The following is a 26,644-nucleotide window of genomic DNA, read 5'->3' as shown; positions in this document are numbered from 1 at the left end:
CGAATTTACAGTACTTGCCAAATGGGCGCTAGCGGGACAGTTACAGCGGCGGGGCGCGCATCACCAGCTGTGCGCCAACTGATGGAGAAGACAAGCCATGAAAGCCATCGGCTACAAGAAGTCGCTTCCGATCGAGGATGCGAATTCACTGATCGATTTCGAAACCGCAAAGCCCGAGCCCAAGGGACGCGACATCCGCGTCGCCGTGAAGGCGATCTCGGCCAATCCGGTCGACTACAAGATGCGCAAGCGCGCCGCCCCGCCCGAAGGCGAGACCAAGATCCTCGGCTATGACGCGGCCGGCGTGGTCGATGCCGTCGGCCCCGACGTCACGCTGTTCAAGCCGGGCGACGAGGTGTTTTACGCCGGCTCGATCCAGCGTCCTGGTACCAACTCCGAATTCCACCTGGTCGACGAGCGCATCGTCGGCAACAAGCCGAAGAGCCTGTCGTTCGCGCAAGCCGCCGCCCTTCCCCTCACCTCGATCACCGCGTGGGAGTTGCTGTTCGACCGGCTCGGCGCCGTGCCAGGCAAGAGCGTCGATCCGCGCACGCTCTTGATCATGGGCGGCGCCGGCGGCGTCGGCTCGATCCTGATCCAGCTTGCCCGCCGCCTCACCGGATTGACGGTGGTAGCGACCGCGACGCGGCCGGAATCGAAAAAATGGTGCCTCGATCTCGGCGCGCATGCGGTGATCGACCACGGCCAACCGATGAAGGAGCAGATCGAGAAGCTCAAGCTGCCGCCGGTCGCGCTGGTGGCGAGCCTCACCTTCACCGACCAGCACTACAAGGCGATCGCGGACTTCATGGCGCCGCAGGGCAAGTTCGGCCTGATCGACGATCCGCCGGAGTTCGCGGTGAGCGCGTTCAAGGGCAAGGCGATCTCGGTGCACTGGGAATCGATGTTCACGCGCTCCTCGTTCCAGACACCGGACATGATCGCGCAGCATCAGTTGCTCAACGACGTCGCCGACCTCATCGACAAGGGCGTCTTGCGCACCACGCTCGACCAGACCTTCGGCACGATCAACGCCGCCAACCTCAAGCGCGCTCACGCGCTGCTCGAGAGCGGCAAGTCGCGCGGCAAGATCGTGCTGGAGGGGTGGTAACGAAGAGCCCGTAGGGCGGGCAAAGGCGCCCTTGCGCCGTGCCCACCATCGCTCGACGGCTACAACAGAAGTGGTGGGCACGCTTCCGCCTTCGCTCTTCGAGCTACGGCGGACAAGTCGCTTTGCCAACCCTACGGCAGTTACGGCTCCGCCACGCCCTCGACGAACATCAGCCGCCGCTCCAGCGCCGTCTGCCGCAGCTTCAACGCCTCGGCATATTCGACCGACGCGTACCATTCGCGCGCCCGGGCCATCGAGGGAAACTCCACGATGATGATGGTCTTCGCTGGCGGGCCGCCCTCCACGATTTCAGCCGCACCGCCGCGCGCGAGGTAGCGACCGCCATATTGGGCGATGGTTTGGGCCGCCAGCGCACGATAGCCCTCCATCGCGGCTTGATCGCGCACCTCGACCTCGGAGATTACGTAGGCCGACATGGGCCGGCCTCAGGCAATCGTATTGACGATGCCGCCCTCGGCCCGCAACGCCGCCCCGTTGGTCGCGGACGCTTCCTTCGACGAAACATAGACCACCATGTTGGCGATCTCGTCGACGCTGGCGAAGCGCTGGATCAGCGAGCTCGGACGATGCTGCTTGACGAAATTGGCGGCAACCTCGTCCACCGACTGTCCGTTTTGCTTCGCGAGATCCTTCACGAAGGTCTCGACGCCCTCCGACATGGTCGGCCCCGGCAGCACGGAGTTGACGGTCACGCCGGTGCCGCGGGTGAGCTGCGCGATGCCCCGCGAGACCGAGAGCTGGGCCGTCTTGCTCATCCCGTAGTGGATCATCTCGACGGGAATGTTGAGGCCGGATTCCGAGGAGATGAAGACGATGCGGCCCCAATTGCGCTTGAGCATGCCCTGCATGTACGCGCGCGACAGCCGCACGCCGCTCATCACGTTGACCTCGAAGAAGCGCGTCCAGTCCTCGTCCGGAATGTCGAAGAAATCCTTCGGCTCGAAGATGCCGGCGTTGTTGATGAGAATGTCGACCTCCGGCAGCGCCGCGACCAGCGCCTTGCAGCCCGCAGCGGTCGAGACATCGGCGGCGATGCCGCGCACCTTGGCGCCGGCCGCTTCCAGCTTGCGCACGGCGGCATCGACCTTGTCCTGGCCGCGGCCGTTGATCACGACGCTGGCGCCCGAACCCGCAAGGCCCTTAGCGATGGCATGGCCGATGCCGGCGGTCGAGCCGGTCACGAGGGCGGTCTTTCCGGAAAGGTCGATCTTCATGCGTCGTCTCCATTGAGTGCTGGCGGAGATATCGTGCGCTGCAAACGCGGCTTCAACCGCCTCTCACCGACGCGTGAGGATTCAATTTCTCGGTGGTAGCGTCCTGAGAAAAGAGACGATGGCATCGAGATCCTGCGCCGTCATGGTGGCGTAGGCAGCATAGGCCATCGGCGGCTTGAGCTTGTGGCCATCGCGGGCGATGCCTTGCGTAATCGCACGTTTGATTTCGTCGTCGCTCCACTGGCCGAGGCCGGTTGCGGAATCCGCGGTGATGTTGGCAGAGACGGACTCGCCCCACGGTCCCTTGAATGTCCTGCCGCCCTTGCCGCTTGCTGCGGCGAAATCGTGCACCGCGGACGGGCCCTCCGGCGTGTGGCATTCCAGGCAATGGGCGATGGTCAGGAGGTAGCGGCCACGGCCGAGCTTGTCGGACAGCTCAGCCTCGCTCGCCTGTTTGCCGGCATAGGTCGGTACCTCCGGCTTCAGCGCGATCCTGTATTCCGGCGCCGGCGTTTCGTGGCGCACTGACGGCACCGATCGCAGGTAGGCCGCGAGCGCATCGAGATCACGGGTGGTGAGCACCGTGTAGAATTCGGTCGGCATGATCGGCGCGGCCTTGGTGCCGTTCGGCCTGATGCCGCTGACCAGAAACCGCTTCAGTTCGGCATCGCTCCAATCGCCGATGCCGGTCTCCTTGTCCGGCGTGATGTTGGAGCCGGTGACCTTGAAGGCGGGCTCGTCAAAGGTCTGTCCACCCGACAGCGCGCGCGAGAGGTCCAGCCCTTGCGGCCCGCGCGGCGTGTGGCAGTTGTGACAGACCATCACGCTGTTGACGAGATAGGCGCCGCGCTCGACCAGCGTCTCACCAAAGGCTGGCGACGTCAGCAGCGCCAGCGCAATCCCAAACACAATCCTCATGAGAGCCCCCGCCCGGAATCGCGTTCAACAAAAACGATGCGCTGCATGAGATGTCGCCGCGCCATACAAAAAAGCGGCGCCCAGGGGCGCCGCTTTCTAAAAACTCTCTACCGGTCGGCTTACGCCGCCTCGGCTTCCTTCTCCTGCACCGGGCCGGAGTCCTGGCCCTTGGCATCGACGTCGCGATCGACGAACTCGATCACGGCCATCGCGGCGTTGTCGCCGTAGCGGAAGCCCGCCTTGATGATGCGGGTGTAGCCGCCCTGGCGGTCCTTGTAACGGGGCGCGAGGGTGTCGAACAGCTTCTTGACCTGATCCTTGTCGCGCATCTCGGAGATGGCCTGGCGACGCATGGCCAGCCCGCCCTTCTTGCCGAGGGTGATCAGCTTCTCCACGATCGGGCGCAATTCCTTCGCCTTCGGGAGCGTGGTGACGATCTGCTCGTGCTTGATCAGCGCGGCGCACATGTTGGCGAACATCGCGCGGCGATGCTCGGCGGTGCGGTTGAGCTTCCGATGAACCTTGCCGTGACGCATGTGTGTAGTCCTTACTTAAAACTGCCGCGACGGTTCGTCGGACATGTTGCTCAGGTGGGCCGCCTGCGTTCGCCCGGTCGTCATTCCGGGGCGGCTCGCAGAGCCGAACCCGGAATCTCGAAGTTCCGGGTTCGATGCTGGCGCATCGCCCCGGAACGACGAATTCTCAGTAGTGATCCTCGAAGCGCTTGGCGAGCTCGTCGATGTTCTCCGGCGGCCAGCCCGGCACTTCCATGCCGAGATGCAGACCCATCTGGGCCAGCACTTCCTTGATCTCGTTCAGCGACTTGCGGCCAAAGTTCGGGGTGCGGAGCATTTCCGCTTCCGACTTCTGCACGAGGTCGCCGATGTAGACGATGTTGTCGTTCTTCAAGCAGTTGGCCGAACGCACCGACAGCTCGAGCTCGTCCACCTTCTTGAGGAAGGCCGGGTTGAAGGCGAGGTCCGGGATGATCTCCTGGGCAACTTCCTTGCGCGGCTCTTCGAAGTTGACGAACACGTTGAGCTGGTCCTGGAGGATGCGCGCGGCATAGGCCACGGAATCATCCGGCGTCAGCGCGCCGTTGGTTTCGATCGTCATGGTCAGCTTGTCGTAGTCGAGGATCTGGCCCTCGCGGGTGTTCTCGACCTTGTAGGAGACCTTGCGGACCGGCGAGTACAGGCTGTCGACCGGGATCAGGCCGATCGGCGCGTCCTCGGGACGATTGCGCTCGGCGGGCACGTAGCCCTTGCCGGTCGCGACCGTGAACTCCATGCGGATCTCGGCGCCCTCGTCGAGCGTGCATATCTGGAGGTCCGGGTTGAGCACGACGACGTCGCCAACGGTCTGAATGTCGCCGGCGGTGACGACGCCCGGGCCTTGCTTCTTCACGACCATGCGCTTGGGGCCTTCGCCCTGCATCTTGATCGAGATGTCCTTGATGTTGAGCACGATGTCGGTGACGTCCTCACGGACGCCCGCGATCGAGGAGAACTCGTGCAGCACGCCGTCGATGTGCACCGACTGCACCGCCGCGCCCTGGAGCGAGGAGAGCAGGATGCGGCGCAGCGCGTTGCCGAGGGTCTGGCCGAAGCCACGCTCGAGCGGCTCGGCGACAATGGTCGCAAAACGGGCCGGATCGCTGCCGGGCTGTACCTGGAGCTTGTTCGGCCGAATCAGTTCTTGCCAATTTTTCTGGATCGTCACTGTTTCACCCATACAGGCCAGTCGAACTGCCGTTGCAGACACTGGCGTTGGAGAAAGGCCGCGGATCATTCCCACGGCTTCTTAGAAAAGTCATTGCGGGCGCCGATGCGCCCGCAACCTGGTATCAAACGCGCCGACGCTTGCGGGGACGGCAACCGTTGTGCGGGATCGTGGTCACGTCACGGATCGAGGTGACGGTGAAGCCCGCGGCCTGGAGCGCGCGGAGCGCCGATTCGCGACCCGAACCGGGACCGGCGACTTCGACTTCCAGCGTGCGCATGCCGTGCTCCTGCGCCTTCTTCGACACGTCTTCGGCGGCAACCTGCGCGGCGTACGGGGTCGACTTGCGCGAGCCCTTGAAGCCCATCGTGCCGGCGGAAGACCAGGCAATCGTGTTGCCCTGCGCGTCGGTGATGGTGATGGTCGTGTTGTTGAACGACGAGTTCACGTGCGCAACGCCGGAGGCGATGTTCTTGCGCTCACGACGGCGAACGCGGGTGGCTTCCTTGCCCATTGACTACCTTTCCTGGAGATCTCAAACGCCGCCGTAATGCCAGCGGCTACACCTGTGGAACGAAAGGCGCGCGGCGAACGGGTCATCCCCCGTTCGCCGCACGCCGCGATTGGATGCGAAAACTTACTTCTTCTTGCCGGCGATCGCCTTGGCCGGACCCTTGCGCGTGCGCGCATTGGTGTGGGTGCGCTGACCGCGCACCGGCAGACCGCGACGATGACGCAGACCGCGATAGCAGCCGAGGTCCATCAGACGCTTGATGTTGATGCCGACCTCACGACGCAGGTCGCCCTCGACGAGATAGTCGCGGTCGATCACTTCGCGGATCTGGAGCACTTCGGCATCGCTGAGCTGGTTGACGCGACGATCCTCGGGGATCTTCACCTTCTCCAGGATCTCACCAGCGATCTTCTGGCCGATGCCATGGATGTACTGGAGCGCGATCAGCACGCGCTTGTTGGTCGGAATGTTCACGCCGGCAATACGGGCCACGGCTCTCTCTCCTGTTGCCGATCCCTCGTCAGGGACTGGTCTTTAAGTGCTTGGTTTCTCGGGCAGGTGTTCACAAACGCGAACACGACGCCCACCCCTAGTCTTCCTGGGGCCCGGCATCGTTTGAAACTATCCGACTTGGATGCGGGGCTTATTAGGGGATTCCAGGGGCTTTCGTCAACCGCTGCTAGCGCTTGGCTCGCTTTTTCGTGACCTTTTTTGGTCCCTTCTTCGAACCTTTTTTGACAGCCTTCCTGGCCGTCTTTTTGACCGCTTTCTTGACGGTTTTCTTGACAGTTTTCTTGACAGTTTTCTTGGCTGCCTTCTTGGCACCCTTCACGGCCTTCTTGGCCGCCTTTTTGGCGGTTTTAGCCGGTTTGGCGGCCTTTTTGGCTGCTTTCGCCGGTTTTTTGGCCGCCCTCTTCGCAGTTTTGGCCTTTTTGGCCGGTCCTGTCTTGGTTGCGTTCCGGGAATGCGTCTTTGGCTCGACCGCGCCGAGCGCCAGGAGCAGACGGTGGATGGCGCGGGTGACCTCGTCGATGGCCATCATGCCGTCGATGGTGGAGAGCTTCCGCCGCTCGGAATAGTAGTGAATCAGGGGTTCCGTCTGGTTGCGGTAGCTGGCGAGTCGCTTGGTCAGGACCTCCGGGGTGTCGTCGACCCGGACCTCCTCGCCGCGCTCCCGCATCTGGGCAACGCGAGTCTCGACGCGGCTCAGAAGCGCGCTCTCGTTGACGCGGAGCTCGATCACCGCATCGAGCTTCATGTGCTTGTGCTTGAGCAGATCGTCCAGCGCCTCGGCCTGCGGCACGGTGCGCGGGAAGCCATCGAGAATGAAACCGAGCTTGGCATCCGGCTGGTCGATCCGGTCGGAGATGATTCCGACCACGATCTCGTCGGGGACGAGACCGCCGCTGGCCATGATCTCCTTGGCCTTCAGCCCGACCGGCGTTCCGGCCGCAACCGCCGCGCGCAGCATCTCGCCTGTCGAGAGCTGGACGATGCCATAGCGCTGCACCAGCAGCTGCGCCTGGGTCCCCTTGCCCGACCCCGGCGGTCCCAGAAGTATAATTCTCATCGGCGTACGCCCCCCGGATTGGTGAGCGATACGTCGCGCACCTGTGTTTGAAGTCCAAGACTAAGTCCAAGACTAAGTCCAAGAACAGTGCAAACCATAATCGGCGCCGCACCGCTACCCATATCATAGGGGAGCGAATAGCCGGACGCCAAGAAGGCCTTTGAAATCAGTGATTGCGTCGCAGTGCGAGCAGTTCTGCCGATGCGACCGAATGGCCGGCTGGTCGCCTCTGCGGACGCCGCGCGTTGCTCGCGCGGCGAATCGGCGGCGCGGTTGCGCCGCCGCTCGAGGATGCCGCTTCTTTAGCGGCGGCGACCGCGCAGCTTGGACTTGCGGATCAGGCCTTCGTACTGATGGGCCAGCAGATAGCCCTGCACCTGAGCCACCGTGTCCATGGTGACGCTGACGACGATCAGCAGCGAGGTGCCGCCGAAGTAGAACGGCACCGAGGCGTAGGAGATCAGGATCTCTGGGATCAAGCAGACGATCGCCAGATAGATCGCACCTAACACGGTGATGCGCGACAGCACGTAGTCGATATATTCGGCGGTGCGCTCACCCGGACGGATGCCCGGGATGAAGCCGCCATGCTTCTTCAGATTGTCCGCGGTCTCGGTCGGGTTGAACACGATCGCGGTGTAGAAGAACGCAAAGAACACGATCAGCGCGAGATACATGATCAGGAACAGCGGACGGCCGTGGCCGAGCTGAGTCGTGATCCACTGGAACCACTCAGGCCCGCTGCCGGCGTTGAAGTTCGCAACCGTGGTCGGCAGCAAGAGCAGCGAGGACGCGAAGATCGGCGGGATCACGCCCGAGGTATTGAGCTTGAGCGGCAGATGCGAGGACTGGCCCTCGAACATCTTGTTGCCGACCTGGCGCTTCGGATACTGGATCAGCAGCCTGCGCTGGGCACGCTCCATGAACACGATGAAGGCGATCACGGCCACCGCCATGATGATGACGACCAGGATCAGGCCGGTCGACATCGCGCCCTGACGGCCGAGCTCGAGCATGTTGGCGAGCGCCGCGGGCAGCTCGGCGACGATGCCGGAGAGAATGATCAGCGAGATGCCGTTGCCGATGCCGCGCGAGGTGATCTGCTCGCCCAGCCACATCAGGAACATGGTGCCGCCGGTCAGCGTGATCGCGGTGGACAGGCGGAAGAACATGCCGGGGTCGCTGACGACGTTGCCGGCGCCTTCGAGGCCCACCGCGATGCCGTAGGACTGGAACGCGGCCAGGATGACCGTGAGATAGCGGGTGTACTGGTTCAGCAGCTTGCGGCCGGCCTCGCCTTCCTTCTTCAGCGCTTCGAGCTGCGGCGAGACGGTGGTGAGGAGCTGGATGATGATCGATGCCGAGATGTACGGCATGATGTTCAGCGCGAAGATCGCCATGCGGTGGATGCCGCCGCCGGCGAACATGTTGAACATGCCGAGGATGCCGCCCGCCTGCGACTTGAACACCTGCTCCCAGATGGTGGGATCGATGCCGGGCAGCGGGATGTAGGTGCCGAGCCGGTAAACCAGCAGCGCACCCAGGGTGAACCAGATGCGCTTCTTCAGTTCGTCGGCCTTGGCAAACGCGCCGAAATTGAGATTGGCTGCCAGTTGTTCCGCTGCAGAGACCATCTTGGACTTTCTCCCGCCGCCTGTTGCGCCGTCATGCCCGCGGCCGGGCTACTTTTAGCGGACGCCGGACATTATCTGGGGCTCGGCTTCGATAAGTCCACGTCCCGCATGCGTAAAGGCCCGCGCGCCGCGGGCCAATGACGCAGTTGTTACGCCGCCTCGCCTTCTTCCTTGGCAGGGGCGAGGATCTTGACCGAACCGCCGGCCTTCTCGACCGCTTCAATCGCGGTCTTGGTGGCGCCGTGGACTTCGATGTTGAGCTTGGACTTGAGCTCGCCGCGGCCAAGCAGCCGCAGGCCGGCCTTGGCGCGGCGCAGCACGCCGCCCTTCACCAGGGCCTCGACGGTCACGACACTGCCGGCGTCGATCTTCTTGGCATCCACCGCTTCCTGGAGCCGGTCGAGATTGATCTCGGCGAACTCGACACGGAAGATGTTGTTGAAGCCGCGCTTGGGCAGACGGCGATGCAATGGCATCTGGCCGCCTTCGAAACCCTTGATGCGCACGCCCGAACGCGCGGTCTGGCCCTTGCCGCCGCGGCCGGACTGCTTGCCCTTGCCCGAACCGATGCCGCGGCCGACGCGCATACGCTTCTTGCGCGAGCCGGCATTGTCGGCGATATCGCTGAGCTTCATCGCCCTGCTCCTTGTTTCTTTGCGCACGATCATCACCGAAAACCGGTGCCCGCTGTTCGGGATCGCGCGCCGCTTCTTACTTCTCGTCGACGATGCGAACGAGATGGTGAACCTTCTCGATCATGCCACGGACCGCAGGGGTGTCCTGCAGTTCGCTGGTGCGACCGATCTTGTTGAGCTTGAGTCCGATCAGCGTCGAGCGCTGCGAGTGATGGCGGCGGATCGCGCTGCCGATCTGCTCGAGCTTGATCGTCTTGCTGGCCTTGGCCATGGGAGTCTACTCCAGCTTCCGTTAGTCGGCAGCCGCCTCGGCATCGCCACCGATACGGCGCGACTGCAGAGTGGACACCTTGATGTTGCGGCGGGCTGCGACCGAACGCGGCGAATCCTGATGCTTCAGCGCGTCGAAGGTTGCGCGAACCATGTTGTACGGGTTCGACGAGCCGATCGACTTCGCAACCACGTCCTGGACGCCGAGCGTCTCGAACACGGCGCGCATCGGACCGCCGGCGATGATGCCGGTACCGGCCGGAGCTGCACGCAGGTAGACACGGCCCGCGCCATGACGGCCGGCGATGTCGTGATGGAGCGTGCGGCCTTCGCGCAGCGAGACGCGGGTCAGGTTGCGCTTGGCGGATTCGGTTGCCTTGCGGATCGCCTCAGGCACTTCGCGCGCCTTGCCGTGACCGAAGCCGGCGCGGCCCTTCTGGTCGCCGATCACGACCAGCGCTGCGAAACCGAAGCGCTTGCCGCCCTTGACGACCTTGGCAACGCGGTTGATGTGGACGAGCTTGTCGACGAACTCGCTGTCGCGCTCCTCGCGCTCCTTGCGCTCGCGTCCGCCGCCGCGTTGATCGCGTCCACCACGTTGTTCGCGTTCTGCCATTTTTCCAATCCTTCAGAGGCTTACGCCTCAATCCTCAAATTCTGTTAGAAGCTCAGCCCGCTCTCACGCGCCGCGTCGGCCAGAGCCTTGACGCGCCCGTGGTAGAGGTAGCTGCCGCGATCGAACACGACTTCCTTGACGCCCTTCTCGGCGGCGCGCTCGGCCAGCAGCTTGCCGACCGCCTTCGCCGCATCGATGTCGGCGCCGGTCTTGCCGCCGTCGCGCATCGACTTCTCGAGCGACGAGGCAGAGGCCAGCGTCTCGCCCTTCAGGTCGTCGATGACCTGGGCGTAGATGTGCTTCGACGAGCGGAACACGGACAGACGCGGACGGCCGGCACCGGAGCGGCGCAGCTTCAGCCGCACACTCCGCTTGCGCCGGGCATTCGTAACCTTGGCTTTGGACATGACCGGCTCCGTTACTTCTTCTTGCCTTCCTTGCGGAAGATGAATTCGCCAACATACTTCACGCCCTTGCCCTTGTAGGGCTCCGGCGGACGATAGGAGCGAATCTCGGCGGCGACCTGGCCGACGCGCTGGATATCGCTGCCAGTGACCGTGATCTCGGTCGGCTTCGGCACGGTGATCGTGATCCCTTCCGGGATCGCATAGACCACGTCGTGGCTGTAGCCGAGCGCGAGCTGCAGGTTCTTGCCCTGCATTGCGGCGCGATAACCGACGCCGGTGATTTCGAGCTTCTTCTCGAAGCCCTTGGTGACGCCTTCGACCAGATTCGCGACCTGGGCGCGAGCGGTACCGTACAGCGCACGAGCGCGGTTGGTCTCGACCCGCGGGTTCACCTTGACCTGGCCGTTCTCGAGCTTCACCTCGACGTCGTCATGAACGACGAACTGAAGCTGGCCCTTCGGCCCCTTCATCTTGACGGTCTGCCCGTCAACGGTCGCGGTAACACCCGACGGAACCGCCACAGGCCTTTTGCCAACACGTGACATGGATCAAAAATCCTTCTCAGAACACCGTGAAGAGAACTTCGCCGCCCACATTCGCGTCGCGCGCGCTGTGGTCGGCCATGATCCCCTTCGGCGTCGATAACACCGAAATGCCGAGCCCGTTGTTGACCCGCGGCAGGTTCTTCACCGAGGCGTAAACCCGACGCCCGGGCTTGGAGACGCGCTCGATCTCACGGATGACAGGCTCGCCGTCGAAATACTTCAGCTCGATCTCGATCTCGCTGCGGCCCGAGGAATGCTCGAGCGTGGCGTAACCGCGGATATAGCCCTCGGACTTCAGCACCTCGAGCACGTTCTCGCGCATCTTCGAACCAGGCGTGGAGACCTTGCTCTTGGAGCGCATCTGCGCGTTGCGGATGCGGGTGATCAGATCGCTGATTGGATCGTGCGTAGACATCTAAACGACCCTCCTTACCAGCTGGACTTCACGAGGCCCGGGACCATGCCCTTGGAGCCAAGGTCGCGCAGCGCGATACGGGACAGCTTGTTCTTGCGGTAGTTCGAGCGCGGACGGCCCGACAGCTCGCAACGCAGACGGATGCGGGTCGCGGACGAATTGCGCGGCATCTCGGCCAGCTTCAGGGTCGCGGCGAACCGCTCCTCCATCGGCAGCGTCTTGTCGGCGATGATCGCCTTCAACCGCGCACGCTTCGGGGCGGCGTTCTTCGCCATCCGCTTGCGCCGGTTGTTCTTCTCGATTGAACTCTTCTTTGCCATGCTTGGCTCCTGGGTATCCGCGTTTGAGAGGCTTTACGTCAGCGTCTCACTGCCGGAACGGGAAATTGAAAGCGGTCAACAAGGCCCTCGCCTCTTCGTCGGTCTTGGCCGTGGTGCAGACGGTGATGTCCATACCGCGGGCTTCCGTGACCTTGTCGAAGTCGATCTCGGGGAAAATGATGTGCTCCTTGATGCCGAGCGAGTAGTTGCCGCGGCCGTCGAAGCTCTTCGGGTTCAGGCCGCGGAAGTCGCGGACGCGCGGCAGCGCGACCGTCACCAGGCGATCGATGAACTCGTACATGCGGGCCTTGCGCAGCGTGACCTTGCAGCCGATCGGCTGGTTCTCACGCAGCTTGAAGGTCGCGATCGCGATACGCGAGTAGGTCACGATCGCCTTCTGGCCGGCGATCTGGGTCAGCTCGGCAGCGGCGGTCTCGGCCTTCTTGCGGTCGTTGACGGAATCGCCAACGCCCATGTTCAGCACGATCTTGTCCAGGCGCGGAACCTGCATGACGTTCTCATAACCGAACTTCTCGGTCATGGCCGTGCGGATCTTCGCGTCGTATTCCGCGCGCAGGCGCGGCGTGTAAGCGGCCTCAGCCATCGATCTCAGCTCCCGAGCTCTTGGCGATGCGGACCTTCTTGCCGTCAGCCAAAATCTTGAATCCGACGCGGGTCGGCTTTCCATCCTTGCCGACGAACGCGATGTTGGACAGTTGGATCGGCGACTCCTTCGAGATGATGCCGCCTTCCTGGGCCTGCGTCTGCTTCTGGTGACGCTTGACCATGTTGATGCCGCGCACCAGCGCCGTACCGGCGTCGGGGCGCACTTCGAACACTTCGCCGGTGCGGCCCTTGTCGCGACCGGTCAGCACGACGACCTTGTCGCCCTTGCGGATCTTCGCAGCCATCACAGCACCTCCGGCGCGAGCGAGATGATCTTCATGTGGTTCTTGGCGCGCAGCTCGCGCGGCACGGGCCCGAAGATACGGGTGCCGACCGGCTCGGACTGGTTGTTGATCAGAACGGCGGCGTTGCGGTCGAAACGGATGACCGAACCGTCGGCGCGGCGGATGTCCTTGCGGACGCGCACCACGACGGCCTTCATCACGTCGCCCTTCTTCACCTTGCCACGCGGAATCGCTTCCTTGATCGAGACGACGATGATGTCGCCGATCGTGGCGTAGCGGCGCTTGGAGCCTCCGAGCACCTTGATACACATGACACGGCGTGCGCCAGAATTATCGGCCACGTCGAGGTTGGTCTGCATCTGAATCATTGATGCACCTCGTCCTCTTCTCTCTTGCGCCAGCCCAGCCGGCGCTCAACATTTCCCTGAAGTCAGTCGGCTAAAGCCAACAGATCAGGCGCTTTTCTTGTGCTCGCCCCGGATCACGACCCAGCGCTTCAACTTCGAAATCGGCTTCGATTCCTCGATCCACACCATGTCGCCCGGCTTGAACTGGTTGTCCTCGTCGTGCGCGTGGTAGTTCTTCGAACGGCGGATCGTCTTCTTGTAGATCGGATGCGTGAAGCGGCGATCGACGCGCACCACGACGGTCTTGGCAGTCTTGTCGCTGACGACCACGCCTTGCAATGTACGTTTCGGCATATTCGTAAGCCCCTTACTTCTCTTTCGCGCGCTTCTGCGCGGCGACGGTCTTGATGCGGGCGATGTCACGGCGAGCCTCGCGCAGGCGCGAGGTGTTCTCGAGCTGCCCGGTGGCGCGCTGGAAGCGCAGGTTGAAGCGCTCCTTCTTCAGGTTCAGGATGGCGTCATCCTGCTGATCAGGGCTCATCGCGCGGATGTCTTCGATCTTCATCTGGGCCATGGCCATTACTCCGCAATGCGCTCGACGAAGCGCGTCTTGATCGGCAGCTTGGCGGCCGCCAGGGTCAGCGCTTCACGCGCCGTCTGGGTGTTGACGCCGTCGATCTCGAACAGCACCCTGCCCGGCTTGACGCGCGCGACCCACAATTCCGGCGAACCCTTGCCGGAGCCCATGCGGACTTCGGCCGGCTTCTTCGACACCGGAACGTCGGGGAACACGCGGATCCAGACGCGGCCGGCACGCTTCATGTGACGGGTCAGCGCGCGGCGGGCGGCTTCGATCTGGCGCGCAGTGACGCGCTCCGGCTCGGTCGCCTTCAGGCCGAACTGGCCGAAGGCCAACGTCGCGCCCGAAGACGCAACGCCGTGGATGCGGCCCTTATGCGCCTTCCGGAACTTCGTTTTCTTAGGTTGCATCATGGCTTTAAGCCCTCAAATTCCTGTGCTGGCTCAGGCCGCAGCGTTGTCGCGGCGCCCACGGCCACCACGATCACCACCGCCGCCGGTCTCGCCTTCGGCCATTCTCTTGTCCTGGGCCATCGGATCGTGCTCGAGGATCTCGCCCTTGAAGATCCAGACCTTGACGCCGCAGGTGCCGAAGGTCGTGAACGCGGTCGCAACGCCGTAGTCGATATCGGCGCGCAGCGTATGCAGCGGCACGCGACCTTCGCGGTACCACTCCATGCGCGCGATTTCCGCACCGCCCAGACGACCCGAGCAGTTGATGCGGATGCCTTCCGCGCCGAGACGCATCGCCGACTGAACCGCGCGCTTCATGGCGCGGCGGAACGCCACGCGGCGCTCGAGCTGCTGCGCGATCGATTCGGCCACCAGCGTCGCATCGAGCTCCGGCTTGCGGATTTCGACGATGTTGATGACGACGTCGGACGCGGTGATGTCCGCAACCTTCTTGCGAAGCTTGTCGATGTCGGCGCCCTTCTTGCCGATCACCACGCCCGGACGAGCCGAGTGGATGGTGACGCGGCACTTCTTGTGCGGACGCTCGATCACGATGCGGGCGACGGCCGCTTGCTTGAGCTCCTTGTGCAGGATCTCGCGGATCTTGACGTCTTCGTGCAACAGCTTGCCGTATTCCTGCTTGCCGGCGTACCAGCGGGAATCCCAGGTCCGGTTGATGCCGAGACGCAGACCGATCGGATTGATCTTTTGACCCATCGTGTGCTCCTGCGTCCCTTAGGCCGCTGCTTCGGCTTCGACCTGACGAACAATGATCGTCAGCTGCGAAAATGGTTTGTAGACACGGCCCGAGCGACCACGGCCGCGGGCGGCAAAGCGCTTCATCACGAGGCCGTTGCCGACGAAGGCCTGCGCCACGACGAGATCGTCGACGTCGAGGTCGTGATTGTTCTCGGCATTGGCGATAGCCGATTCCAGGCACTTCTTCACGTCAACCGCGATCCGCTTGCGCGAAAACTGCAGGTCGGCGAGCGCAGCAGCCGCCTTCCGGCCGCGAATGAGCTGGGCGACCAGGTTGAGCTTCTGCGGGCTCACCCGCAGCATCCGGGCGACCGCCTTGGCCTCGTTCTCGGCGAGGCTCCGTTCGCGCTTAGGTTTGCTCATCGTTTAATCCTCAAGCCTTCTTGGCTTTCTTGTCGCCGGAGTGGCCATGGAAGGTCCTGGTCGGCGAGAACTCGCCGAACTTGTGACCGACCATTTCCTCATTCACGGCAACCGGTACGTGCTTCTGACCGTTGTAGACGCCGAAGGTCAGGCCGACGAACTGCGGCAGGATCGTCGAGCGACGGCTCCAGATCTTGATGACATCGTGACGGCCGGACGCGCGCGCGGCATCTGCCTTCTTGAGCAGAGAACCCTCGACGAACGGGCCTTTCCAGACTGAACGAACCATGTCCGGCGTTCCTTACTTCTTCCGCTTGTGGCGGCTTAGGAGAATGAATTTGTTGGTCGACTTGTTGGAGCGGGTCTTCTTGCCCTTGGTCGGCTTGCCCCACGGGGTGACCGGGTGGCGTCCGCCCGAGGTACGACCTTCACCACCGCCGTGCGGATGGTCGATCGGGTTCATCGAGACACCGCGGTTGTGCGGCTTGCGGCCCAGCCAACGGTTGCGGCCGGCCTTGCCGATCGAGGTGTTCATGTGATCCGGGTTCGACACCGCGCCGATCGTGCCGCGGCAACGGCCGTGCACCAGACGCTGCTCACCCGAGTTCAGGCGGATGATGACGTAGTCGTGGTCGCGGCCGACGAGCTGGGCGTAGGTGCCCGCAGAACGAGCGAGCTGGCCGCCCTTCCCGATCTTGACCTCGATGTTGTGGATGATCGTGCCGACTGGCATGTTGCCGAGCGGCATGACGTTGCCCGGCTTCACGTCGACATAGTTGCCGGCAACCACGGAGTCACCGACGGCCAAGCGCTGCGGCGCCAGGATATAGGCCTGGGTGCCGTCCTCATACTTGACCAGCGCGATGAACGCGGTGCGGTTCGGATCGTATTCCAGCCGCTCGACCGTCGCGGGCGCATCGACCTTGTCGCGCTTGAAGTCGACGATGCGCAGCGTCTGCTTGTGACCGCCGCCGCGGAAGCGCACGGTGATGCGACCGGTGTTGTTGCGACCGCCCGAAGAGTGCTTGCCTTCGGTGAGCGCCTTGACCGGCTTGCCCTTGTAGAGGGCCGAACGATCGACCATGACCAGCTGGCGCTGGCCCGGCGTCGTGGGATTGAATTTCTTCAGTGCCATCGTCGTGCGACCTTACAGACCGGTGGTGACGTCGATCCGGTGGCCCTCTTCGAGGGTCACGATCGCGCGCTTGCTGTTCGACTGCGAACCGAGATTGCCGCGGAAGACCTTGGTCTTGCCCTTGCGGACCAGCGTGTTGACGCTCTTGACCTTGACGTCGAACAGCTTCTCGATCGCTTCCTTGATCTGCGGCTTGGTCGCCTTCGCGGCCACCTTGAACAGGACCTTGTTGTGCTCCGAGGCGATCGTCGCCTTTTCGGTCACGACCGGCGACAGGATCACGTCGTAGTGGCGAGGCTCGATGTTCTTCGTCATTTGAAGCGCGCCTCCAGCGCATCGATGGCGGCCTTGGTCAGAACGAGCTTCTGACGGCGCAGGATGTCATAGACGTTGATGCCCTGGATCGGCAGCACGTCCATGTTCGGGATGTTGCGGGCCGCAGCGGCAAAGCCGTTGTTGAGCTCGGCACCATCGATGATCAGCGCGTTGGTCAAGCCCAGACCCGAGAAGTGGCCGAGCAGTGCCTTGGTCTTGGCGGCTTCCAGCGCGGCCTTGTCGATCACGATGAGATCGCCGTCCTTGGCCTTGGCCGAGAGCGCATGCTTCAGGGCAAGCGCGCGGACCTTCTTCGGCAAGTCGGTAGCGTGCGAACGCACCACCGGACCGAAGGCACGGCCACCGCCACGGAACTGCGGCACGCGGGCCGAGCCGTGACGAGCACCGCCGGTGCCCTTCTGCTTGTACATCTTCTTGCCGGTGCGCCAGATCTCGGCGCGGCCCTTGGCCTTGTGCGTACCGGCCTGGCGCTTGTTGAGCTGCCACTGCACGCAACGTGCAATGATGTCCTGGCGGGGCTCGAGACCGAAAATGGTGTCGGAGAGCTGGACCGAGCCGGCTTCCTTACCTTCGAGGGTGGTGACCTTCAATTCCATCTCACGCCTCCTGCGCAGCCGGGGCGGCTTCCGCGTCGCCAGCAACCTTGAACTTGCCGGGCTTCGGAGCTTCCTTCGGCAGCGGCTTCTTGACGGCGTCGCGCACGCGGATCCAGCCGCCCTTGGAGCCGGGAACGGCGCCTTCGACGAGGATCAGGCCGCGCTCGACATCGAGCTGAACGACGCGGAGGTTGAGCGTGGTGATGCGGTCGACGCCCATGTGACCGGGCATCTTCTTGTTCTTCCAGGTCTTGCCGGGGTCCTGACGACCACCGGTCGAACCGATCGAACGGTGCGAGACCGACACACCGTGCGTGGCGCGCAGACCGCCGAAGTTCCAGCGCTTCATGCCGCCGGCAAAACCCTTACCGACCGAGGTGCCGGTAACGTCGACGAACTGGCCGACGACGAAGTGGTCGGCGAGGATCTCGGCGCCAACCGGGATCATGGCATCCGCGGAGACGCGGAATTCCTCGACCTGCCGCTTCGGCTCGACCTTGGCGACCGCGAACTGGCCGCGTTCGGCCTTCGGCATGTAAACGGTCTTACGGCTGCCAGAACCAAGCTGGAGCGCGACGTAACCGTTCTTCTCTTCAGTGCGGTGGCCTACGACCTGGCAATTGCCGAGCTTCAGCACGGTCACGGGGATATGTTCGCCGGCCTCCGTAAAGACCCGCGTCATCCCGACCTTTTGTGCGATCACTCCGGAGCGCATCGGCGTGCTTCCTGTTCTTTCTGTCCGCTAGTCGCGAACGTGATCCAAAAATCTTAGAGCTTGATCTCGACGTCGACACCGGCGGCCAGGTCGAGCTTCATCAAAGCATCGACGGTCTGCGGGGTCGGATCGACGATGTCGAGCAGGCGCTTGTGGGTGCGCATCTCGAACTGTTCGCGGCTCTTCTTGTCGACGTGGGGCGAACGGTTGACGGTGAACTTCTCGATGCGGGTGGGCAGCGGAATGGGTCCGCGAACCTGCGCACCGGTACGCTTCGCCGTGTTCACGATCTCGCGGGTCGACGTATCGAGGATACGATGGTCGAACGCCTTGAGACGGATACGAATGTTTTGGCCGTTCATTGCCGTGGTCTTTCTTCAGTGGGTGGCGAATAGCGAATAGCGAATGTAACCATTCGCTACTCGCCGATCCCTATTCTCGTAATTACTCGATGATCGAGGCGACGACGCCGGCGCCGACGGTGCGGCCACCTTCGCGGATCGCGAAGCGGAGCTTCTCTTCCATCGCGATCGGCACGATCAGGTGCACTTCCATCGCGATGTTGTCGCCCGGCATCACCATCTCGGTGCCTTCCGGCAGATGCACGACACCGGTCACGTCGGTGGTGCGGAAGTAGAACTGCGGACGGTAGTTGGTGAAGAACGGGGTGTGGCGACCGCCCTCTTCCTTGGTGAGGATGTAGGCCTCAGCCTTGAACTTGGTGTGCGGCTTGACCGAACCCGGCTTGGCCAGAACCTGACCGCGCTCGACGTCCTCGCGCTTGGTGCCGCGGAGCAGAGCGCCGATGTTGTCGCCGGCCTGACCCTGATCGAGCAGCTTGCGGAACATTTCGACGCCGGTGACGGTCGTCTTCTGGGTGGCACGGAGACCGACGATCTCGATTTCCTCGCCGACCTTGACGATGCCGCGCTCGACACGGCCGGTCACGACGGTGCCGCGGCCCGAGATCGAGAACACGTCTTCAACCGGCATCAGGAACGGCTGGTCGATCGGACGCTCCGGCTGCGGGATGTACTCGTCGACATTCTTCATCAGCTCGAGAATGGCGTCGTGGCCGAGCTTCTTGTCGGAATCTTCGAGAGCGGCGAGCGCCGAGCCCTTGATGATCGGGATCTTGTCGCCCGGGAATTCATACTTCGAGAGCAGCTCGCGAACTTCGAGCTCGACGAGCTCGAGCAGTTCCGGATCGTCGACCATGTCGCACTTGTTCAGGAACACGACCAGCGCGGGCACGCCGACCTGGCGGGCGAGCAGGATGTGCTCGCGGGTCTGCGGCATCGGGCCGTCAGCGGCCGACACGACCAGGATCGCACCGTCCATCTGGGCGGCGCCGGTGATCATGTTCTTCACATAGTCGGCGTGGCCGGGGCAGTCGACGTGGGCGTAGTGACGGTTCGGCGTCTCGTACTCGACGTGTGCGGTCGAGATCGTGATGCCGCGCGCCTTCTCTTCCGGCGCCTTGTCGATCTGATCGTACGCGGTGAACGTCGCACCGCCGGCTTCGGCGAGAACCTTGGTGATCGCCGCGGTCAGCGACGTCTTGCCATGGTCGACGTGACCGATGGTGCCGATGTTGCAGTGCGGCTTGTTACGTTCAAACTTTGCTTTGGCCATTTGACTCTCCGTTCAATCGTCAGTTCGTGACCGACGACAATCAGGCAAACTTCTTCTGGACTTCTGCCGACACGTTGGCCGGCGCTTCTGCGTAGTGGTCGAACTGCATGGTGAAGGTTGCGCGACCCTGGCTCATCGAGCGCAGGTTATTCACGTAACCGAACATGTTCATGAGCGGCACCATCGCGTTGATGACGTTGGCGTTGCCGCGCATGTCTTGACCCTGGATCTGACCGCGCCGGGAATTCAGGTCGCCGATGACCGAGCCGGTGTAGTCTTCCGGGGTCACCACTTCGACCTTCATGATCGGCTCGAGCAGGACGGACTTGCCCTTCTGCAGCGCTTCGCGGAAAGCCGCGCGCGATGCGATTTCGAAGGCGAGCGCCGACGAGTCGACGTCGTGGTACTTGCCGTCGACGAGCTGAACCTTGACGTCGACCACGGGGAAGCCCGCGACCACGCCAGAGCCCATCACGCTGTTGAGGCCCTTTTCGACGCCGGGGATGTATTCCTTCGGAACCGCACCGCCGACGATCTTGGACTCGAACTCATAGCCCTTGCCGGGCTCGTTCGGCTCGACCACGATCGACACTTCCGCGAACTGACCGGTACCGCCGGTCTGCTTCTTGTGGGTGTACTTGACCTCGGCCTTCTTGGTGACGCGCTCACGGAACGCAACCTGCGGCGCGCCGATGTTGGCGTCGACCTTGTAGGTACGCTTGAGGATGTCGACCTTGATGTCGAGATGGAGTTCGCCCATGCCCTTGAGAATGGTCTGGCCGGACTCCTGGTCGGTCGAGACGCGGAAGGACGGATCCTCCGCTGCGAGCTTGGCCAGCGCCACGCCCAGCTTTTCCTGGTCGGCCTTGGACTTCGGCTCGATCGCGATCTCGATGACCGGCTCGGGGAATTCCATCTTCTCGAGGATCACCTGCTTGTCGGGATCGCACAGCGTGTCACCGGTGCGCGCTTCCTTCAGGCCGGCCAGCGCGACGATGTCGCCGGCATAGGCTTCCTTGATGTCTTCGCGGTTGTTCGCATGCATCAGCAGCATGCGCCCGATGCGCTCCTTCTTCTCGCGGGTCGAGTTCACGACGCCGGTGCCGCTCTGCAGAACGCCGGAGTAGATGCGGCAGAAGGTGATGGTGCCGACGAACGGGTCGTCCATGATCTTGAACGCGAGCAGCGCGAGCGGCTCCTTGTCGTCGGCCTTGCGCACGACCTCGTTGCCGCGGTCATCGGTGCCCTTGATCGCGGGCACGTCGATCGGCGACGGCAGATAGTCGACGACGGCGTCCAGCAGCGGCTGCACACCCTTGTTCTTGAAGGCCGAGCCGCACAGCACGGGATAGAACGCGCCGGTCAGCACCGCCTTGCGGATCAGGCGCTTCAGGGTCGCTTCGTCCGGCTCGTTGCCGTCGAGGAAGGCAGCCAATGCATCGTCGTCGAGTTCGACGGCGGCTTCCACCATCTTCTCGCGGTATTCCTTGGCCTGCTCGACCATATCTTCCGGAATGTCGACATAGTCGAACTTCGCGCCGAGCGATTCATCGTTCCAGATGATGCCCTGCATCTTCACGAGGTCGACGAGACCCTTGAAGTTGTTCTCGGCACCGATCGGAAGCTGGATCGCAATCGGCTTGGCGCCGAGGCGGTCGACGATGTCGGCCAGACACTTGAAGAAGTCGGCGCCGGTCTTGTCCATCTTGTTGGCGAAGACGATGCGCGGAACCTTGTACTTGTCGCCCTGGCGCCAGACGGTCTCGGTCTGGGGCTCGACGCCCTGGTTCGAGTCGAGCACGCAGACGGCGCCGTCGAGCACGCGCAGCGAACGCTCGACTTCGATGGTGAAGTCGACGTGGCCGGGAGTGTCGATGATGTTCAGGCGCTTGCCGGCCCAGAACGCGGTGGTCGCAGCGGAAGTGATCGTGATGCCACGCTCCTGCTCCTGCTCCATCCAGTCCATCGTCGCGGCACCTTCGTGCACTTCGCCGATCTTGTGGCTCTTGCCGGTGTAATAGAGGATGCGCTCGGTGGTCGTGGTCTTGCCGGCATCGATATGCGCCATGATACCGAAATTGCGGTAGTTCTCTATGGCATGAACGCGAGGCATGGGCTGTTCCTTAGATTCCGTGTGTCGCCGTTACCAGCGATAGTGCGAGAAGGCACGGTTGGCTTCGGCCATCCGGTGCACGTCTTCACGCTTCTTGACGGCGTTGCCGCGGTTGTTCGAGGCGTCCAAGAGCTCAGCCGAAAGCCGCTCGGTCATCGTCTTCTCGTTGCGCTCGCGCGCGGCCGAGATCAGCCAGCGGATGCCCAGGGCCTGACGGCGGGTCGAACGAACTTCGACCGGAACCTGGTAGGTCGCGCCGCCGACGCGGCGGGAGCGAACCTCGATCGTCGGCATGACGTTCTCGAGAGCCTGCTCGAACACGCCGAGCGGGCTCTGCTTGGTCTTGGCTTCGATGATCCCGAACGCACCGTAGACGATGCCTTCGGCGACCGACTTCTTGCCGGCGTACATCACCGAATTCATGAACTTCGTGACGATGATGTTCCCGAACTTCGGATCCGGGAGAACTTCGCGCTTTTCCGCTGAGTGGCGACGAGACATTGAGCTGGTTCCCGCTTACTTCGGACGCTTGGCGCCGTACTTCGAACGACGCTGCTTACGGTTCTTGACGCCCTGGGTATCCAGAACGCCGCGGAGGATGTGGTAGCGCACGCCGGGCAAGTCCTTGACGCGACCGCCGCGGATCATGACCACCGAGTGCTCCTGGAGGTTATGACCTTCGCCGGGGATGTAGCCGATCACCTCGAAGCCGTTGGTCAGGCGCACCTTGGCGACCTTACGAAGCGCCGAGTTCGGCTTCTTCGGGGTCGTGGTGTAGACGCGGGTGCAAACACCACGCTTCTGCGGCGACTGCTGCAGCGCCGGCACCTTCTTGCGCGACTTCTGCACTTCACGCGGTTGAGCGATCAGCTGGTTGATCGTCGGCATCCTGGCCTTACCCTTTGTTCTGCCGCGGCCCCTTCCGGGCCCGCTGTCTTGCCGCGGCCCGTTGCCGGAACCGCAATTCGTTTCGAGCCACCCGCCCGACGAGGCCGCCCGCACGGAACAATCCGCGCAAAGCGAAATTGCGCCAACCGCTCCATCACCGAGCGGAAAGCGTTACGACGCCACAGAGGACCGCAGTTTTCAGGCCATTCAGCGTAAAGCTGCGGCCTGCGCACCGAGGTCATGCATCCGAATTCGATCTCGTGAGAACATGCTCAAGAGAACTAAAATCGCACTGGCATTGCCTAGCTATGATCGACAGCGTTTGAGCGGCATTCGTCGAGGTTGGTGCCCGTCTAAGCGACCCCTGGGGATCAGAACCCTGGGGATCAACGGGTGGCCCGTTCCGACGTTGGCGATGCTCACCGCCTGTCGTTAAGTGAGGCGCTTTCTATAAGTGGGAATCGGTCAAGTCAAGGTGAAACGACAGTCACAAAGCGCTTCTCGCGCCTGTCGAAATCGACATTTACCGCACTCTCCGCGCCTCCCCGATATGGGAGCGCCAAGTCTGTTCCGCTACCCCAATGACTAATTTTTACCCGGGGGAAATATACTTTTATAACCCTTGCTAAGGCTTTTTTTCCTGTTGATGCGTCAATCTGCCCACTTCGGCAGAGATTTGCGCCATGCGGTACACCGACATTGCCATTATCGGCGGGGGATTGTCCGGCTCGACCGCCGCCGCAATGCTCGGCCGCGCCGGCATTTCGGCGGTGCTGATCGATCCGCATGAGAGCTATCCGGCGGACTTTCGAGTCGAAAAACTCAGCGGCGAGATGCAGGTCGAGCGATTCCTGAAGACCGGAATCGGAGAATCGGTGCTGCGCCGCGCGACTTTTGCCGGCGAAAACTGGATTGCGCGATTCGGCCGCCTGCTCGACAAGGCGCCGAGCCGGCAGTTCAACATCCTCTACGATTCCCTGGTTAACGCCGTACGCGACGAGATCCCTGCGACCGTCGAGCGTATTTGCGCCAAAGCGATAGCAATCGAGACGAGTCCGGAGCGGCAGAGAATCACACTCTCCAACGACGAGACGATCTCGGCCCGCCTTGTCGTGCTCGCCAATGGCCTCAATGTCGGCCTGCGCCACCAGCTCGGCATCGCGCGAAAAATCGTCAGCGCCTGCCATTCGATCTCGGTCGGGTTCGACGTGGTGCCGGCCGGCCGGACTTCGTTCGGCTTCCCGGCCCTCACCTACTTCTCGGAGCGGCCGAGCGACCGCATTCCCTACATCACGCTGTTTCCGGTCGGCACGCGGATGCGCGCCAATCTGTTCGTCTATCGCAGCTTCGACGATCCCTGGCTGCGCGAGCTGCGCCGCGCACCAGCCGAGGCGCTGAACGCCGCCCTGCCCCGGCTCAAGCGCATCACCGGCGCCTTCGACATTCCCGGCGAAATGAAGATTCGCCCGGTCGATCTCTATGTGAACGATGCAAGCGGCCAGCCCGGCCTCGTGCTGGTCGGCGATGCGTTTGCGACCTCATGCCCCGTCGCCGGCACCGGCTGCGACAAGGTCTTCACCGACGTCGAGCGGCTCTGCAATGCCTACATCCCGCAATGGCTCGCCTCCGACGGGATGGATGCGGCCAAGATGGCCGCCTTCTACGCCGATCCGGTCAAGCGGGCCTGCGACGAATGGTCGGCGGCGAAGGCGTTCGACTTCCGCTCAGTGTCGATCGCCAGGAGTCCCTACTGGACAGCGCAGCGCTGGGCCCGCTTCATCGCCTGGTCCGCTCAGGGGCTCTTACGGCCGCTTGGAGGAGCCATTCACCTGGAGCCGAACTTCCTCGGTCACTCCTCGTCCTCGTCCTCATCATCCTCGAGGTCGTCTTCATCCTCGTCGTCATCGTCGCTGTCGTCGTCGGCCTGAGCCGCAGCGCTATGCGGCTGGTGGGTCTGGTCGTTCCACAGCGTGCGATAGGTGCCGTTCCTGGCGAGCAGCTCGGCGTGCGAGCCGCGCTCGATCGCCCGGCCCCCTGAAATGACGATGATCTCGTCCATCTCGACCACCGAGCTCAGGCGATGGGTCGACCAGATCATGGTGCGGCCCTTGGCGACCTTGAGCAGCGTGCGGTTGATGGCGGCCTCCGTGGTCTGGTCGAGCGCCGAGGTGGCTTCGTCGAGCAGCAGCACCGACGGATTACGGATGACCGCGCGCGCGATCGCGATGCGCTGGCGCTGGCCGCCCGACAAGGTATCGCCGCGCTCGCCAACCGGCGTGTCGTATCGTTGCGGCAGGCTCATGATGTAGCGGTGGATCTCGGCCTTCTTGGCCGCCTCCTCCACCTCATCGTCGGTCGCGCCTTCCTTGCCGAGGCGGATGTTCTCGCGGATCGACATGTTGAACAGCATGTTCTCCTGGAACACCACGGCCATGCTCCGGCGCAGCGAATCGAGTGTCACCTTGCGCACGTCGACGCCGTCGATGGTGACGCGGCCCTCGTCAGGGACGTAGAGCCGCAAAATCAGATTGAGCAGCGTGCTCTTGCCGGAGCCCGAGGGGCCGACGATGGCGATGCGCTTGCCGACATCGAGCTTGAGGCTGAGATTATCCAGCACCGGCGTCTGGCTGCCTTCGTACTGGAAGGTGACGCGATCGAAGGTGATGTCGTGGGTCACGCGCGGCAGATCGGGCGCGCCGGGACGATCGGCGCCGCGCGTCGGCTCGTCGAGCAGCTCCTGCATGTGACGGATCGCGGCGGCCGAGGAGATCGACACCGGGATGAAGTGCATCACGTGGGCGATGTTGTAGGAGACCTCCCAGAACGCGCTTTCGAAGGTGACGAAGGTGCCGATGGTGATCTGGCCCTTGGTCGCAAGATAGGCGCCGATCGCCAGCACCACGAGGTGCAACAGCAGCACCGAGATGGTGACGGTCCGCTCCACCATGGTCGACAGGAACGTGGCGGAGGCGATCCTGTGGCGCGTCTCGTCATTGCGGAACTTGAAGAATCCGAACATCTTGCGCTGCAGGCTGAACGCCTTGATCACGGCCTGCGCTGCCACGTTCTCCTGCACCATGCCGAGCAGCGCGCTTTCGTTCTGCTTCTGCTCGTAATTGGCCTGCACCGCCTTCGGGGTGAGGATGCGCGGGCCGATGAGCGTGAGCGGGAACACCAGCAGCGCAACCACGGCGAGCTGCCAGTTCAGAAACACCATCAGGATGATGCCGGCGATCAACTCGAGGAACGGCAGCGCCGCGCTGTTGGCAAAGGTTTTCACCGAGCCTTCGAAGGCAGCCTGGTCGACGGAGAAGCGCGACAGGATCTCGCCGCGCTTGGTGCGGCCGAAATAGGCTGCCGGCAGGTCCTGGACGTGCTCGAACAGGCGCTTGCGGACATCGGAGATGATGCAGGCGGCCAGCCGCGCGTCCCAGCGCTCGTACCAGACCGCCACGATCGAGGTGAAGATGCCGGCGGCCGCGAGCACGCCGAGGATTTTGTACAGCGCCTGGAAGTCCTCCTCGCCGAGCGCGTCGTCGATCAGGTACTTCAGGCTGAGCGGCATGATGACGTTGAACAGCGTCTCGACGAAGACGCCGAACGCCACGAACGACAGCATCTGCTTGTAGTTGGTGAGGAAGGGCTTGACGAAACCCAGGATGGTCGCGAGCGCGCCGGCGGCCTCGCGCGCGGTAAAGACGACGAGGTCCTCGTCCTCATCGTCGTCATCGAGCTCCAGCTCGTCATCCTCCTCGTCTTCGTCGTCCTCGTCGTCTTCGAGGTCGGGCTTGGCCGTGGCGGCGAGCTTGTCGTCGAGCTCGGCCGCCTCTTCCGCAGCGAGCTTCTGTTTGTCGGGAGAGGAAGGCTTGGACGCCATGAAACCAACCGATGCTGACGGCCGG

37 protein-coding genes are annotated in these 26,644 nt (G+C 63.2%); 2 read left to right on the top strand and 35 right to left on the bottom strand.

The annotated features are described in order from the left end of the window. The first annotated feature begins 97 nt into the window (after positions 1–97). Entirely contained in the window at positions 98–1,111 is a 1,014-nt protein-coding gene (locus tag AC1RR3_RS21875; RefSeq protein WP_492825186.1) for a zinc-binding alcohol dehydrogenase family protein, read from the top strand. Between the two features lie 140 nt (positions 1,112–1,251). Here the strand turns inward: AC1RR3_RS21875 and AC1RR3_RS21870 are convergent, their stop codons facing one another. The 34 genes from AC1RR3_RS21870 to rpsL form a co-directional block, all read right to left on the bottom strand. Next, on the bottom strand, positions 1,252–1,548 hold the full coding sequence (locus AC1RR3_RS21870; RefSeq protein ID WP_492825185.1) for a DUF1330 domain-containing protein: 297 nt from the start codon (positions 1,546–1,548) through the stop codon (positions 1,252–1,254). A gap of 9 nt (positions 1,549–1,557) precedes the next feature. After that, positions 1,558–2,346: an SDR family NAD(P)-dependent oxidoreductase gene (locus AC1RR3_RS21865; RefSeq protein ID WP_492825184.1), complete on the bottom strand. Its 789-nt coding sequence runs from the start codon at positions 2,344–2,346 to the stop codon at positions 1,558–1,560. An 81-nt stretch (positions 2,347–2,427) separates the two neighbouring features. After that, a complete protein-coding gene (locus AC1RR3_RS21860) occupies positions 2,428–3,264 on the bottom strand; it encodes a c-type cytochrome (protein WP_492825183.1) in 837 nt (278 codons plus the stop codon). A gap of 119 nt (positions 3,265–3,383) precedes the next feature. Beyond that, positions 3,384–3,800, bottom strand: coding sequence for a 50S ribosomal protein L17 (rplQ, locus tag AC1RR3_RS21855; protein ID WP_008136314.1), 417 nt, complete (start codon positions 3,798–3,800; stop codon positions 3,384–3,386). A gap of 166 nt (positions 3,801–3,966) precedes the next feature. Next, a complete protein-coding gene (locus tag AC1RR3_RS21850; RefSeq protein ID WP_492825182.1) occupies positions 3,967–4,998 on the bottom strand; it encodes a DNA-directed RNA polymerase subunit alpha in 1,032 nt (343 codons plus the stop codon). A 112-nt stretch (positions 4,999–5,110) separates the two neighbouring features. Continuing rightward, positions 5,111–5,500 carry a 30S ribosomal protein S11 gene (rpsK, locus tag AC1RR3_RS21845; RefSeq protein ID WP_007603045.1) on the bottom strand — a complete coding sequence of 130 codons (390 nt, stop codon included), beginning with the start codon at positions 5,498–5,500 and terminating at the stop codon, positions 5,111–5,113. 123 nt (positions 5,501–5,623) lie between these two features. Beyond that, a complete protein-coding gene (gene rpsM / locus AC1RR3_RS21840; RefSeq protein WP_014494511.1) occupies positions 5,624–5,992 on the bottom strand; it encodes a 30S ribosomal protein S13 in 369 nt (122 codons plus the stop codon). Positions 5,993–6,179: 187 nt separating this feature from the next. Then, positions 6,180–7,070, bottom strand: coding sequence for an adenylate kinase (locus AC1RR3_RS21835; protein WP_492825181.1), 891 nt, complete (start codon positions 7,068–7,070; stop codon positions 6,180–6,182). Positions 7,071–7,372: 302 nt separating this feature from the next. Further along, on the bottom strand, positions 7,373–8,704 hold the full coding sequence (gene secY / locus AC1RR3_RS21830; RefSeq protein WP_492825180.1) for a preprotein translocase subunit SecY: 1,332 nt from the start codon (positions 8,702–8,704) through the stop codon (positions 7,373–7,375). A 149-nt stretch (positions 8,705–8,853) separates the two neighbouring features. After that, positions 8,854–9,339, bottom strand: a complete 486-nt coding sequence (gene rplO, locus AC1RR3_RS21825) for a 50S ribosomal protein L15 (RefSeq protein WP_492825179.1) — start codon at positions 9,337–9,339, stop codon at positions 8,854–8,856. 76 nt (positions 9,340–9,415) lie between these two features. Further along, a complete protein-coding gene (rpmD, locus tag AC1RR3_RS21820) occupies positions 9,416–9,610 on the bottom strand; it encodes a 50S ribosomal protein L30 (protein ID WP_063682757.1) in 195 nt (64 codons plus the stop codon). Between the two features lie 21 nt (positions 9,611–9,631). Continuing rightward, positions 9,632–10,225: a 30S ribosomal protein S5 gene (gene rpsE / locus AC1RR3_RS21815; RefSeq protein WP_008136332.1), complete on the bottom strand. Its 594-nt coding sequence runs from the start codon at positions 10,223–10,225 to the stop codon at positions 9,632–9,634. A 44-nt stretch (positions 10,226–10,269) separates the two neighbouring features. Continuing rightward, positions 10,270–10,632, bottom strand: a complete 363-nt coding sequence (gene rplR, locus AC1RR3_RS21810; RefSeq protein ID WP_027535305.1) for a 50S ribosomal protein L18 — start codon at positions 10,630–10,632, stop codon at positions 10,270–10,272. Between the two features lie 11 nt (positions 10,633–10,643). Further along, entirely contained in the window at positions 10,644–11,177 is a 534-nt protein-coding gene (gene rplF, locus AC1RR3_RS21805; protein ID WP_027549201.1) for a 50S ribosomal protein L6, read from the bottom strand. A 16-nt stretch (positions 11,178–11,193) separates the two neighbouring features. Then, positions 11,194–11,592, bottom strand: coding sequence for a 30S ribosomal protein S8 (gene rpsH, locus AC1RR3_RS21800; RefSeq protein ID WP_014494505.1), 399 nt, complete (start codon positions 11,590–11,592; stop codon positions 11,194–11,196). 14 nt (positions 11,593–11,606) lie between these two features. Further along, positions 11,607–11,912, bottom strand: coding sequence for a 30S ribosomal protein S14 (rpsN, locus tag AC1RR3_RS21795; protein WP_492825178.1), 306 nt, complete (start codon positions 11,910–11,912; stop codon positions 11,607–11,609). Between the two features lie 46 nt (positions 11,913–11,958). After that, complete coding sequence (gene rplE, locus AC1RR3_RS21790; RefSeq protein WP_234678973.1) at positions 11,959–12,516, bottom strand: 50S ribosomal protein L5; 558 nt, start codon at positions 12,514–12,516, stop codon at positions 11,959–11,961. Then, positions 12,509–12,823: a 50S ribosomal protein L24 gene (rplX, locus tag AC1RR3_RS21785; protein WP_063982583.1), complete on the bottom strand. Its 315-nt coding sequence runs from the start codon at positions 12,821–12,823 to the stop codon at positions 12,509–12,511. The genes rplE and rplX overlap by 8 nt, the downstream gene beginning before the upstream one ends. Further along, entirely contained in the window at positions 12,823–13,191 is a 369-nt protein-coding gene (gene rplN, locus AC1RR3_RS21780) for a 50S ribosomal protein L14 (RefSeq protein ID WP_007603030.1), read from the bottom strand. Before rplN ends, rplX begins: the two co-directional genes overlap by 1 nt. A gap of 84 nt (positions 13,192–13,275) precedes the next feature. Then, a complete protein-coding gene (rpsQ, locus tag AC1RR3_RS21775) occupies positions 13,276–13,524 on the bottom strand; it encodes a 30S ribosomal protein S17 (RefSeq protein ID WP_008136346.1) in 249 nt (82 codons plus the stop codon). Positions 13,525–13,537: 13 nt separating this feature from the next. Beyond that, complete coding sequence (gene rpmC / locus AC1RR3_RS21770) at positions 13,538–13,744, bottom strand: 50S ribosomal protein L29 (protein WP_008136348.1); 207 nt, start codon at positions 13,742–13,744, stop codon at positions 13,538–13,540. A 5-nt stretch (positions 13,745–13,749) separates the two neighbouring features. Beyond that, positions 13,750–14,163, bottom strand: a complete 414-nt coding sequence (rplP, locus tag AC1RR3_RS21765) for a 50S ribosomal protein L16 (protein WP_008136349.1) — start codon at positions 14,161–14,163, stop codon at positions 13,750–13,752. Positions 14,164–14,193: 30 nt separating this feature from the next. Continuing rightward, complete coding sequence (rpsC, locus tag AC1RR3_RS21760) at positions 14,194–14,919, bottom strand: 30S ribosomal protein S3 (RefSeq protein WP_492825177.1); 726 nt, start codon at positions 14,917–14,919, stop codon at positions 14,194–14,196. Between the two features lie 18 nt (positions 14,920–14,937). Further along, positions 14,938–15,324 (bottom strand): 50S ribosomal protein L22, encoded by a 387-nt coding sequence (rplV, locus tag AC1RR3_RS21755; RefSeq protein ID WP_008136353.1) that lies wholly within the window; start codon positions 15,322–15,324, stop codon positions 14,938–14,940. A gap of 10 nt (positions 15,325–15,334) precedes the next feature. Beyond that, complete coding sequence (gene rpsS, locus AC1RR3_RS21750) at positions 15,335–15,613, bottom strand: 30S ribosomal protein S19 (RefSeq protein ID WP_008136357.1); 279 nt, start codon at positions 15,611–15,613, stop codon at positions 15,335–15,337. A 12-nt stretch (positions 15,614–15,625) separates the two neighbouring features. Then, complete coding sequence (rplB, locus tag AC1RR3_RS21745) at positions 15,626–16,459, bottom strand: 50S ribosomal protein L2 (RefSeq protein WP_028152985.1); 834 nt, start codon at positions 16,457–16,459, stop codon at positions 15,626–15,628. Positions 16,460–16,471: 12 nt separating this feature from the next. Continuing rightward, entirely contained in the window at positions 16,472–16,774 is a 303-nt protein-coding gene (locus tag AC1RR3_RS21740; RefSeq protein ID WP_008136362.1) for a 50S ribosomal protein L23, read from the bottom strand. Further along, the gene (rplD, locus tag AC1RR3_RS21735; protein ID WP_492825176.1) at positions 16,771–17,391 is read right to left on the bottom strand and encodes a 50S ribosomal protein L4; all 621 of its coding nucleotides are present in this window, start codon (positions 17,389–17,391) and stop codon (positions 16,771–16,773) included. The genes AC1RR3_RS21740 and rplD overlap by 4 nt, the downstream gene beginning before the upstream one ends. 1 nt (position 17,392) lies before the next feature. Beyond that, a complete protein-coding gene (gene rplC / locus AC1RR3_RS21730) occupies positions 17,393–18,106 on the bottom strand; it encodes a 50S ribosomal protein L3 (protein ID WP_492825175.1) in 714 nt (237 codons plus the stop codon). A 53-nt stretch (positions 18,107–18,159) separates the two neighbouring features. Continuing rightward, positions 18,160–18,468 (bottom strand): 30S ribosomal protein S10, encoded by a 309-nt coding sequence (gene rpsJ, locus AC1RR3_RS21725; RefSeq protein WP_002712302.1) that lies wholly within the window; start codon positions 18,466–18,468, stop codon positions 18,160–18,162. Between the two features lie 82 nt (positions 18,469–18,550). Next, a complete protein-coding gene (gene tuf, locus AC1RR3_RS21720) occupies positions 18,551–19,741 on the bottom strand; it encodes an elongation factor Tu (RefSeq protein ID WP_200455586.1) in 1,191 nt (396 codons plus the stop codon). A gap of 40 nt (positions 19,742–19,781) precedes the next feature. Beyond that, entirely contained in the window at positions 19,782–21,854 is a 2,073-nt protein-coding gene (gene fusA / locus AC1RR3_RS21715; RefSeq protein ID WP_492825174.1) for an elongation factor G, read from the bottom strand. Between the two features lie 30 nt (positions 21,855–21,884). Continuing rightward, entirely contained in the window at positions 21,885–22,355 is a 471-nt protein-coding gene (gene rpsG / locus AC1RR3_RS21710; protein WP_028152987.1) for a 30S ribosomal protein S7, read from the bottom strand. A gap of 15 nt (positions 22,356–22,370) precedes the next feature. Continuing rightward, a complete protein-coding gene (rpsL, locus tag AC1RR3_RS21705; RefSeq protein ID WP_007603006.1) occupies positions 22,371–22,742 on the bottom strand; it encodes a 30S ribosomal protein S12 in 372 nt (123 codons plus the stop codon). A gap of 683 nt (positions 22,743–23,425) precedes the next feature. Here rpsL and AC1RR3_RS21700 point away from each other — a divergent pair. Beyond that, positions 23,426–24,670 (top strand): FAD-dependent oxidoreductase, encoded by a 1,245-nt coding sequence (locus tag AC1RR3_RS21700; RefSeq protein WP_492825173.1) that lies wholly within the window; start codon positions 23,426–23,428, stop codon positions 24,668–24,670. Here AC1RR3_RS21700 and AC1RR3_RS21695 read toward each other — a convergent pair. Further along, positions 24,592–26,619, bottom strand: a complete 2,028-nt coding sequence (locus AC1RR3_RS21695) for an ABC transporter ATP-binding protein (protein ID WP_492825172.1) — start codon at positions 26,617–26,619, stop codon at positions 24,592–24,594. The genes AC1RR3_RS21700 and AC1RR3_RS21695 overlap by 79 nt on opposite strands. Positions 26,620–26,644: the final 25 nt, after the last annotated feature.

The organism is Bradyrhizobium sp. GW821-FHT13H05 (genome assembly GCF_058804065.1).
Note: the sequence above shows the minus strand (reverse complement) of the source record. Positions and strands in the feature narration are given on the sequence as shown.